A 10,527-nucleotide genomic window follows, 5' to 3' on the forward strand; every position below is an offset into this window, starting at 1 on the left:
AAAGTGGCCGCGACGCCCCTTACAGGGTCGCCGCAACCTCCTCGATCTCGAAGCATTCGATGACGTCGCCGGCACGGATGTCTTCGTAATTGGTGAAGGACATACCGCATTCGTAGCCGTCGCGGACTTCCTTCACGTCTTCCTTGAAGCGCTTCAACTGGGCGAGATCGCCGGTGTGGATCACCACGTCGTCGCGGAGCAGACGGACCTTGCTGCCACGCTTGACGATACCTTCGGTGATCATGCAGCCCGCAACCTTGCCGACCTTGGTGATCGAGAACACTTCGCGGATCGACGCGTAACCGAGGAACCGTTCGCGCAACGTCGGCGCCAGCATCCCCGACAGCATCTTCTTCAGATCGTCGGTGACGTCGTAGATGATCGAGTAATAGCGGATATCGACGCCGTCACGGCGGGCCATGTCGCGGGCCTGCGGATTGGCACGGACATTAAAGCCGATGATCAGACCGCCCGAAGCCTTCGCCAGGGTGACGTCGGATTCGTTGATGCCGCCGACGGCCGAGTGCAGCACCCGCACCTTGACCGAATCGTTGCCGATCTTTTCGACGGTGGCAGCGATCGCTTCGACCGAACCCTGCACGTCGCCTTTGATGACGATCGGCAGTTCCTTGGCGTCGCCCGCCTTGATCGCCGAGAACATCTGTTCCAGCGTCCCGCGCTGGGCCAGACGAGCCCGGGCCTCGCGCTCGACGCGCTGGCGGTAATTGGCGACTTCACGGGCGCGAGCCTCGTCATCGACGATGACGAAATCGTCACCGGCGGCCGGGGTCCCCTGAAGACCGAGAACTTCGACCGGGCTGGACGGACCGGCTTCCTGGATCGAATTGCCACGATCGTCGACGAGGGCGCGGACGCGGCCCCATTCCGACCCGGCGACGAACACTTCGCCGACCCGCAGGGTGCCCTTCTGAACCAGGACGGTCGCGACCGAGCCACGGCCCTTTTCCATCTTGGCCTCGATCACCACGCCCTGGGCGGTACGGTCGGGATTGGCCTTGAGGTCGAGGATTTCGGCCTGGAGGAGGATCGCCTCTTCCAGCTTGTCGAGATTCATCCGCTTCTTGGCCGAGACCTCGATGGCGAGCACGTCGCCGCCCAGATCTTCGGTCACCAGCTCGTGCTGCAACAGCTCCTGACGAACCCGCTCGGGGTTGGCGTCGGGCTTATCGATCTTGTTGATCGCAACGATGATCGGCACACCGGCGGCCTTGGCATGGCGGATCGCTTCGACCGTCTGCGGCATGATGCCGTCATCGGCGGCAACCACCAGGACCACGATATCGGTGACCTTGGCACCACGGGCACGCATCGCGGTGAACGCTTCGTGGCCGGGGGTGTCGATGAAGGTGATCCGGCCACCGCCGCTCATCATCACCTGATAGGCGCCGATATGCTGGGTGATGCCACCGGCTTCGCCCGACACCACGTCGGTTTCGCGCAGGGCGTCCAGCAGCGAGGTCTTGCCGTGATCGACGTGACCCATGATGGTGACGACGGGAGCGCGGGCTTCCAGCACTTCCTCTTCGTCGGCCTCGCCACCCAGGCCGAGCAGAACGTCGGCTTCGGAGACGCGGCGGGAATTGTGACCGAACTCGGTCACCACCAGTTCGGCGGTGTCGGCGTCGATCGCCTGATTGATGCTGGCCATCACGCCCATCCGCATCAACGCCTTGATGACGTCGGAGCCGCGGGCGGCCATACGGTTGGCCAGTTCCTGAACGGTGATCGATTCGGGAATGATGACGTCGCGGATCACCTTCTCGGCACCGGTCTGCTGGTGCTTGAGGCGCTCGCGCTCGCGGGCCCGCTTGACGGCGGCGAGCGAACGGCCGCGCTCGGAGCGGTCATCGTCGGTCAGCGCGTCGGTGATGGTGAGCTTGCCAGTGCGGCGACGCGGCTCGTTGCGCTTAACCGGGGCGGGCTTGTGGGCGGCGGCGCGCTTCTTGGCGCGGGCCTCTTCCTCTTCCTCTTCCTCGGTGCGCGGACGAGCGGCGGCGTCCCCGGCGGGGGCGGCAGCAGCCGGAGCAGCAGCGGCGGTAGCCGGAGCAGCGGCAGCAACCGCCGGAGCGGGAGCGGCGACCGGAGCAGCGGCTTCGACCGGAGCGACGGGTTCGGGCTCGGCGGCAACCGGCTCGGGCTGGGCGGCCAGCGCCTCGGCCTCGGCGATGCGGCGGGCAGCCTCTTCCTCTTCGGCACGGCGACGAGCGGCTTCTTCCTCGGCGAGACGGAGGACTTCCTCTTCCTCGGCACGACGGCGAGCGTCCTCGGCGGCACGCTGGGCTTCCTGCAACGCCTTGGCGCGCGCCTGCTTCTCATGATTGGTGAGATCATGGGCATTGACGGCGCGGGCGGCGGCTTCGACCTTGGCCACTGCGGCGGCGAGATCGGCCTCTGCGGCGGAGTGAACCCCGTCCTTGACCTCATGCATGGCACCGCCGACGCTGCTGAAGGTCCGCTTCTTGCGCACCTCAACGGTCACCGTCTTGGAACGGCCATGCGAGAAGCTCTGCCGGACCTGACCGGTCTCGACGGTCTTCTTGAGCTCCAGCTTGCCCGGCTGGGGCAGCTTCAGCGGGGCTTTACGGTCTTGATCCTTGGAATCGCTCATGTATGACTTCGTCTCTCTCGCGGCCTGAATGGCGGCCGGATTGCCACCGGTAATCCGATTTCGGTCAACCTCACCGGACAAGCCGGTTTTCCCCCTTCGTCCCGTCAGACCTTGCGGCCCGCCGGTTCCTCCCCCCTAGTCGCCCTGGCGAAAACCCGCCAACAAAGCCGACTCCCCAACAAGACGGCTAGCCAGTTTTCCCGGCGACAAACACACATGCACGGCCGTATCGCGGCCGAAAACGGATCCCAACTCGGTTCCGTCGAACAGTTCGATCACCGGGATAGTCCCGGCTCCGCCATGCCCCGCCGCCAATGCCCGGACTTTTTCGCGTCCATCGCGGGAAGCATCGCGAGCGGCTAGAATTAGAGCGGCGCGTCCGGAACGAACCTCGGCGCACACCTTCTCGAAACCACAGACCGCCCGTCCAGCGCGACGAGCCAGTCCCAAGCCGTCGAGACAGCGGCGCACCAGCATCGTCTCGATCCGACCCGCCAGATCGTCCGGTACGGTGACCGGGCGGCGGGCGGCGCGGGAGAAGAAGCGCTTGGCCACGGCCGTATTTACCACATCCCGGCCTGCGCTCAACCAGATTCCCCGCCCAGGTAGACGATGGTTAGGGTCGGGAACCACCGAATCGTCAGGCGCGATGACGAAACGCAGCAGTTCGGCCTTGGGCCGGACCGTGCCGGTGACGATGCAGCGGCGGTTCGGTCCGGTCTCCTCGTCCTCGTCGCCCGGCGGGTCGAATTCCGCCTCGGGGTCCGGCATCATCAATCCTTTCCGGGCCGTCAGCCCTCGGCCCCGTCCTCGAACCAGTGAGCGCGGGCAGCCATGATGACGGCGTTGGCCTGATCCTCGTTCATCACGTCCTTGCCGACGATGTCGATCAGTTCGTCACTGGCCAGATCGCCGAGATCGTCCAGGGTCTTGACCCCGCGATTGCCCAGCTTGACCAGCAGCGCCGGGGTCAGCCCCTCGATCGCGGCAACCTCGTCGACGACACCGATATCCCGGCGCATCTGAGTATAACGCTCGTCCTGCTCGGACAGGAACACACGACCGCGATTCTGAAGCTCTTCGGCGACGCCTTCGTCAAAGCCTTCGATGCTGGCCAGATCCTCCAGCGGCACATAGGCCACTTCCTCGACCGAAGAGAACCCTTCGGTGACGAGCAGGTGGGCAATGACGTCATCGACGTCGAGCGCCTGGATGAACATGTTGGAGCGCGAGCGGAACTCCTCGGTGCGCCGCTCGGACTCCTCGGCCTCGGTCATGATGTCGATGTTCCACTGGGTCAACTGGCTGGCCAGACGGACATTCTGGCCACGCCGGCCGATCGCCAGCGACAATTGATCGTCGGGAACGACGACTTCGATGCGACCCGCCTCTTCGTCGAGAACCACCTTGGTCACCTCGGCCGGAGCCAGGGCATTGACCACGAAGGTAGCGACGTCGGGCGACCACTGGATGATATCGATCTTCTCGCCCTGAAGCTCGGCGACCACCGCCTGGACGCGCGAACCGCGCATACCGACGCAGGCGCCGACCGGGTCGATCGAGGAATCGTGGCTGAGCACGGCAATCTTGGCACGCGAACCGGGATCGCGGGCGACCGCCTTGATCTCGATGATGCCGTCATAGATTTCCGGCACTTCCTGAGCGAACAGCTTCGCCATGAACATCGGATGGGTGCGCGACAGGAAAATCTGCGGCCCCCGGGGCTCCTGACGAACGTCGAAGATGTAGGCGCGGACGCGATCGCCGGTGCGGAAGGTCTCGCGCGGGATCAGTTCGTCGCGGCGCAGCAGCCCTTCGGCGCGGCCCAGATCGACGATGACGTTACCGAACTCGACCCGCTTGACCAGACCATTCGAGATCTCGCCGACGCGGTCCTTGTATTCGTTGAACTGGCGCTGACGCTCGGCGTCACGCACCTTCTGGACGATCACCTGCTTGGCGGTCTGGGCGGCGATGCGGCCGAAATCGATCGGCGGCAGCGGATCAATCAGGAAGTCGCCAACCACCGCGCCCGGCTTCTTGCGCAGCGCCTGGGTCAGGGTGAACTGGGTCGCTTCGTTCTCGACGGTCTCGACCACTTCGATATAGCGGGCAAGCTGGATTTCGCCGGTCTTGCGATCGATGTGGGCACGGATGTCGTGCTCATGGCCGTATTTCGAGCGACCGGCCTTTTGAATGGCCTGCTCCATGGCCTCAAGGACCTCGTCACGGTCGATGCCCTTGTCGCGAGCGACGGCGTCGGCGACCTGAAGCAATTCGGGGCGGGGGAGTGCGGCGATTCGTTCCATCTTAATCGTCTGTCCTCAAACCTTCCTGGTCCTTGATGGTCGCTCGGATCAGCTCGTCTGTCAGCACCAGCTTGGCGCCCCGGACATCGGCGAGCGGGATGGCGACCTCGCCGGTCTCGACCACCAGACGAACAGACTCGCCCGTCTCGTCAAGACCAACCAGCCGACCACGGAACCGCTTGCGGCCCTCGATCGGCTGTGCCGATTCCAGCTTCGCTTCGAAGCCGGCCCACTGCACGAAATCCTTGGCTCTGGTCAGCGGCCGATCGACGCCCGGGGAGCTGACCTCAAGGGTATAGGCCCCCGAGATCGGGTCCTCGACGTCGAGAAGTGCCGAGAGCGACCGGCTGATGCCGACGCAATCCTCGACCCCCATCGCCGCGCCATCCTTGCGGTCGGCCATGATCTGGAGAGTCAGGCGCTGATTGCCCTGCAACTGGACCCGAACCAGATCGTAACCCATGGCATCCAGGGAAGGACCGATCAGGGCCTCTAAACGGCTTTGAAGATCCATGATGACCCGATGCCTTGCGACCAACGACCTAAAAAACAAAAAGTGGGCCGCCGGCCCACTCTCACCATCCTGTCACCAGGCATGTAAGACTGTGTCTGAAACGTACTATAACCATTTCCGCGTCCGAGGCAAGTCTGATATCCCCCACCGCGATCAGCCCCAGATTCCCCCTACCTGCGCTTGGGATTGCCACGCTATAACGACGCCCAAATCAAGCGACGGAGCGGACGATGTCTGAAACGCAAGGCCATTCGGGACTGACGACCGTCTTTGTCGCCACCGCTTTCCTAACCCCGGTGATCGCGGCAACCGCGCCTAAGGGGGTGGCCCCGCTGTTCGTTCTGTTCGCCCTGACCGCGATCGGCCTGTTCCGCCGCGCCACCGGAGCGTGGCCCCGACCCGACCGCCCCATTGCCGCGATCCTGGCCGCGCTGATCCTGTTCGGCGCGGCCAGCCTGAACTGGACCGCCGGACTTCCCGCCGATGCCGTGACCTGGATCGTTCAGACCGCCCCGGTGTTCGGACTGGGCGTTCTGCTGCTGCCCACCGCACAGCGGATCAAGGCTCCCGGCCGCCGCCGGATCGGGCTGGCCCTGCTGGCCGGATGTCTGCTCGCCCTTGTCCTTTATATTCTCGAGCGCGTAGGGCTCAACCGCCAGATCCAACCCGGCCTGGTCGCCGCCGCCCTGCTGCTGTGGCCGGTGCTGGCCGTCGTCCCCCGCCCCCGCCTGATCGGGCTCGGCCTGATCCTGGCGGTGCTGGTAACCTCGGTGAAGTTCGGCAGTCTGGCGGCGGTCGTCGCGGTGCTGTTCGGTGGCGCGGTTGCCGTGCTGGCCCGTCTCGCCCCCCGAGCCACCCCCGCGATTCTGGGCTCGGTGTTCGTCGCCTGGGCTCTGATCGCCCCCGTCGCCGCCACCCACATCCCCGATCCCGAGACCGCCGCCCGCAATGTTCCGATGATCGCCAATTCGACGCTGCACCGGCTGGCGATCTATCACGGCGTCGGCGATCTGATCGTTCAGACTCCGATCCTCGGCCACGGCGCCAATTCCGCCCGAGGCATCCCCGAAGGACAGAACCGAATCGATTTTGAGTTCATGGTCGGCGAAAAACCCTACGCAGCCCACACCGAACTGATCCCGCTGCACCCGCATAACGCCGTGCTTCAGGTCTGGCTGGAACTTGGGCTGGTCGGGATTCTGCTGACCTGCGCCCTGATTGTCCTGGTTCTGCGCGCGATCGTCAGAGCCACCGAGGGAACCGGTCGAGTAGTGGCACTGGCGTCCTTCGCCGCCGTGTTCGCGGTGCTGAATGTCAGTTTCGGCGCGTGGCAAAGCTGGTGGCTGTGCCTGATGCTGATCCTCGCCACCTTGGGCCAAGCGACCCTGGCCCGGCCACAGCCACCCCAGGGCTTGGGTCCGTCCGCGACTTCATGTTAAGAAGCAGGCGTTCTAGCCACCGCAGGTTCGCCATGTCCGGTCGAGGAAATATCCGCCGCGTCCTCCCCAACCGCGTGTGGTTGCAGGAGAGCGGGCGATGAAGCTGCACCGCCTGACCGATCCGTTGACCAACCTGGAACGGCGGCTGACCCGCCGCGCCTCCCCGGCGTCGGGGGTGCTGCTGATTTCGGCGGGCGGACTGGGCGACACCGTGCTGTTCGCGCTGGTGGCCGAGCGTTTTGCGGCACTGGCCCAGCCGGGTGAGACGGTGACCGTGCTGCTGCGCGGCAACGCCGCCGAGATGGCCTTTCTGTTGCCGCCCTCGTTCGAGGTCCTGCCGGTCGATTTCACCGCCCTGCGCCATCCGGCCCGGCGGCGGACGATTCTGGCCGACCTCTACCGCCGTCATTTCCGGCTGGTGATCTCGACCGATTTCCAGCGCCACCCCGATCTCGACGAAGCGTTGGCTTTCGCCTGCGCAGCGCCCGAGCGGGCCGCGATGGTTCCCCGCCCCTGGGCCAAGTACCAGAAGCGACTGAACGCCAATTCCAGACGCTGGGGCCGTCTGATCGAGACCGGACCGGAAAAGCTCGACAACAAGCTGCTGCGTTGGGCCTTGTTCGCCGATGCCCTGACCGGGCAAAGCCTGCCCGCGCCCCGCGTCACCCTGCCGCCCGAGCGTCTGGCCGGACTGGCCCCGCCCGACCCGGCCACCGCCCAGACTCCCACTCTGGTGATCCAGCCCTTCTCGGCGGTGCGCGGCAAGCAAAGCCCGCCCGATTTGTTCGCCCGCATCATCCAAAGCCTGCCCCCGGAATGGCGGGTGCGGATTTCCGGCCATCCGTCGGACTTTGACCGCTGCCCCGAATACCGCCCGCTGCTCGATCTGCCGGGAGTCAGGTTCGAGCCGGTCTCGTTCGCCCAACTGGTCGGAGTACTGCGGGCGGCGCGATTGGTGGTCTCGGTCGATACCGGCTGCATGCATCTCGCCGCCGCGCTGGGGGTGCCGACCTTGTGTCTGGCCAGCGCCGCCTATGTCGGCGGCAACATCCCCTATGTCGAGGCGCTGGGGCCGACCTCGGTACGGTTCATCTGGACCCCGATGGCCTGTCAGGGCTGTCTGGGCGATTGTCGCCGCCCCGCCGTCGAGTCAATGTATCCTTGTGTCGCCGCCCTTTCTGCCGACGCTGTGTTGCAGGCGGTCGCCGACATGACGGAGATCCCGCGATGAAGCTTGCTCCGCTGCTCGACCCGCTGCTGGGGCTCCTGCTGCGCCGCAGACAGCGCCGCCGCCGGGCCGAGGGCGTGTTGCTGGTCAGCTCGCGCGGACCGGCCGAGATGGTGTTCCTCTCGGCGGTGCTGGCCCGCTTCATGCGGCTGGGACGGCTGGGGGAAAACGTCACCTTGCTGTGTCGGCCCGACGCCGCCGGGATGGCCTTTCTGTTTCCCCGGCTGCTGCGGCTGCGCCGGATCGAGTTCGAGCGGCTGGACGAGATCGGCTATCGCTGGAAGAGCTTCGCCGATCTCCACGCCCAGCATTACCGGCTGATCGTCTCGCTCGATTACATCCGGGTCCATGACCGCGACGAGGCGTTGATCGTCGCCGCCGACCCGGCCGAGACCGCCGGGATGATGCCGCCGCAATTGAAGCGCAATTTCGAGCAGCGCCGCGACGACAGTGAAAAGGTGTTCGACATCCTGTTCGAGTCCGGCCCGGTGCGCCAAGACAAGATCGTCCGCTGGTCGAAATTCGCCGACGCGATCCTGGACGACCGCCAGCCGCCCGAACTGGCCCTGCTGCCCGATGGGCAGTTGCCGCCCGCCGAACGGATGACCGACACCATCGTGTTCTTCCCCTTTTCCGGGGTGCGACAACGGATGCTGCCCGCCGATAGCTGGCGGCGGCTGGCCGAGGTGATCCCGTCGCACTGGCGCATTCTGGTCGCCGGGCATCGCAGCGATTTCGACCATCATCCGGCGATCATGAGCCTGCTGGCCCGTCCCAATGTCGCGATCGAGACCGGCGGGTTCGACCGGCTGGCCTCGGTGCTGATGGGGGCGCGGATGGCGATCGGGGTCGATACCGCCGGGCTGCATCTCGCGGTGCTGCTCGGTACGCCGACCCTGTGCCTGGCCAGTGCCGCCTTTGTCGGCGCCGGGGTGCCCTATGACGAGCGGGTCGCCCCGGAAAATGTTCGTTTCATCCACGTCCCGATGCCCTGTCAGGGCTGCCTGGGCCGCTGCAAATTCCCTCTGATCGACGGCATGTATCCGTGTGTCGCCGATCTCGATATCGAGCCGGTGATCGCCACCATCGGCGAGACCGTGACGCGCGGAGCGATCTGATCCCATGGGCTGGTTTTCGAGTGTGTTTCCGCGCGGGATGCGCCGCCGCTGGTGGCTGTTTCGTCCGATTGATGCCCTGGTGGCGCTGTGGCCGAGCCGGTCGCCCCGGCATGGGCTGCTGGTGGTGCGGATGGACGGAATCGGCGACATGGTGATGGCGCGGGCCGCGCTGGAGCATTACCCCGCCGCGTTTGGCGTCGACCGAACCGAGATCACCCTGCTCGGCTGCCATTCCTGGCGCGGGCTGGCGGCCGAAATGTTCCCCGGCATCCGCGTCGTCACCATCGACGAGCACGCTTTCGAGAAGAAGTGGTTGTACCGCCTGAAAATCGCGCTGTGGGTCCGCCGCCAGGGCTTCGCGATCGCCGTCTGTGACATGTTCATGCGCAAGACCCTGACCGCCGATTCCCTGGTCTGGGCCAGCCGCGCGCCCAGCCGGATCGTCGCCCAGCCCTTCATTACCGACCGCACCCGCGCCGAATATGGCTGGTATCTCGCCCACGCCACCCGGGTCATCGACACCGGCCCCTATCCAACGCATGAGGGAGTGCGCCACTTCGCCTTCCTCGATGCGGTCACCGGGCGGCACCACCCGCCCGAGACAATCCGCACCCCCTGGCGCGAGAAGCTCCCTGCCCTGGCCAGCGACGCCACCGCAGCACCCTATGTCGTGATCAATTTCGGCTCGAACGAACCGGGGCGGCGCTGGCCGTTCGAGTCATTTCTTGCCGTCGCCCGCCGCTGTCTCGAGGCCGGTCTGCGCGTCGTCTTCGTCGGAGCGGGACAGGAAGCCTTTGCCAAGCCCGCGATTGCCGCCCTGGCCCATCCCGGCGCGATCGACACGATCGGCACCCTGTCTCTGTCCGATTTGATCGACGTGATGAAGCACGCGGCCTGCGTCGTCAGCAACGATACCGGCCCCGGCCATCTGGCCCTGGGCGTCGGCGCGCCGACGGTGCTGTTGATCGGCGGCGGCCATTTCGGTTGCTTCGTTCCCTATCCCGAGGCGGTGCGGCCCGATGGCGCTGCGTTCCTGTCGGTCGAGATGGAGTGTTATCACTGCCTGTGGCGCTGTCCCAAGCGGGCGACGCCGGACGACGCCTTCCCCTGCGTCGCCGCGATCGCCCCCGAGACGGTGTGGCAGGCGGTGCAAGAGCGGACAAAACGAGTTTAGGAGAGTGCGGAGACCCTCCGCTTCGCGGCAGGGTTACCACCCTGACCCGTTCGGAGGCAAAAGCCCCCGAACCCCCCGTTTTTATATCGATGATTTAAAAATGAAGGGTTCGGGAA

At 65.8% G+C, this 10,527-nt stretch carries 8 protein-coding genes; 4 read left to right on the forward strand and 4 right to left on the reverse strand.

Going from position 1 to position 10,527, the window contains the following annotated elements; all coding sequences use genetic code 11:
* Window positions 1-19: 19 nt before the first annotated feature.
* The 4 genes from infB to rimP all read right to left on the reverse strand — a co-directional run bounded on the left by infB (window position 20) and on the right by rimP (window position 5,452).
* A complete protein-coding gene (infB, locus tag K678_RS01200; RefSeq protein ID WP_021130630.1) occupies window positions 20-2,629 on the reverse strand; it encodes a translation initiation factor IF-2 in 2,610 nt (869 codons plus the stop codon).
* Window positions 2,630-2,764: 135 nt separating this feature from the next.
* Window positions 2,765-3,403, reverse strand: a complete 639-nt coding sequence (locus K678_RS01205) for an RNA-binding protein (RefSeq protein ID WP_021130631.1) — start codon at window positions 3,401-3,403, stop codon at window positions 2,765-2,767.
* Between the two features lie 17 nt (window positions 3,404-3,420).
* Window positions 3,421-4,938 (reverse strand): transcription termination factor NusA, encoded by a 1,518-nt coding sequence (gene nusA, locus K678_RS01210; RefSeq protein WP_021130632.1) that lies wholly within the window; start codon window positions 4,936-4,938, stop codon window positions 3,421-3,423.
* 1 nt (window position 4,939) lies between these two features.
* On the reverse strand, window positions 4,940-5,452 hold the full coding sequence (gene rimP, locus K678_RS01215; RefSeq protein ID WP_021130633.1) for a ribosome maturation factor RimP: 513 nt from the start codon (window positions 5,450-5,452) through the stop codon (window positions 4,940-4,942).
* Window positions 5,453-5,682: 230 nt separating this feature from the next.
* On the opposite strand from rimP, the gene K678_RS01220 reads away from it, so the two are divergent.
* From K678_RS01220 to K678_RS01235, 4 genes are all read left to right on the forward strand, one after another.
* Window positions 5,683-6,891 carry an O-antigen ligase family protein gene (locus K678_RS01220; RefSeq protein ID WP_021130634.1) on the forward strand — a complete coding sequence of 403 codons (1,209 nt, stop codon included), beginning with the start codon at window positions 5,683-5,685 and terminating at the stop codon, window positions 6,889-6,891.
* Window positions 6,892-6,988: 97 nt separating this feature from the next.
* Entirely contained in the window at window positions 6,989-8,122 is a 1,134-nt protein-coding gene (locus K678_RS01225; RefSeq protein ID WP_021130635.1) for a glycosyltransferase family 9 protein, read from the forward strand.
* Window positions 8,119-9,237 (forward strand): glycosyltransferase family 9 protein, encoded by a 1,119-nt coding sequence (locus tag K678_RS01230; protein WP_021130636.1) that lies wholly within the window; start codon window positions 8,119-8,121, stop codon window positions 9,235-9,237. The genes K678_RS01225 and K678_RS01230 overlap by 4 nt, the downstream gene beginning before the upstream one ends.
* A gap of 4 nt (window positions 9,238-9,241) precedes the next feature.
* Window positions 9,242-10,411, forward strand: a complete 1,170-nt coding sequence (locus K678_RS01235) for a glycosyltransferase family 9 protein (protein ID WP_021130637.1) — start codon at window positions 9,242-9,244, stop codon at window positions 10,409-10,411.
* Window positions 10,412-10,527 lie beyond the last annotated feature (116 nt).

Source organism: Magnetospirillum fulvum MGU-K5 (assembly GCF_000442515.1).
Lineage (GTDB): Bacteria > Pseudomonadota > Alphaproteobacteria > Rhodospirillales > Magnetospirillaceae > Phaeospirillum > Phaeospirillum fulvum_B.

Excerpts from the sequence above, each read along its gene's own strand:
- nusA (WP_021130632.1), bottom strand. The coding sequence starts at position 4,938 with ATGGAACGAATCGCCGCACTCCCCCGCCCCGAATTGCTTCAGGTCGCC.
- K678_RS01230 (WP_021130636.1), top strand. The coding sequence starts at position 8,119 with ATGAAGCTTGCTCCGCTGCTCGACCCGCTGCTGGGGCTCCTGCTGCGC.
- K678_RS01225 (WP_021130635.1), top strand. The coding sequence starts at position 6,989 with ATGAAGCTGCACCGCCTGACCGATCCGTTGACCAACCTGGAACGGCGG.
- infB (WP_021130630.1), bottom strand. The coding sequence starts at position 2,629 with ATGAGCGATTCCAAGGATCAAGACCGTAAAGCCCCGCTGAAGCTGCCC.
- K678_RS01205 (WP_021130631.1), bottom strand. The coding sequence starts at position 3,403 with ATGATGCCGGACCCCGAGGCGGAATTCGACCCGCCGGGCGACGAGGAC.
- K678_RS01235 (WP_021130637.1), top strand. The coding sequence starts at position 9,242 with ATGGGCTGGTTTTCGAGTGTGTTTCCGCGCGGGATGCGCCGCCGCTGG.
- rimP (WP_021130633.1), bottom strand. The coding sequence starts at position 5,452 with ATGGATCTTCAAAGCCGTTTAGAGGCCCTGATCGGTCCTTCCCTGGAT.
- K678_RS01220 (WP_021130634.1), top strand. The coding sequence starts at position 5,683 with ATGTCTGAAACGCAAGGCCATTCGGGACTGACGACCGTCTTTGTCGCC.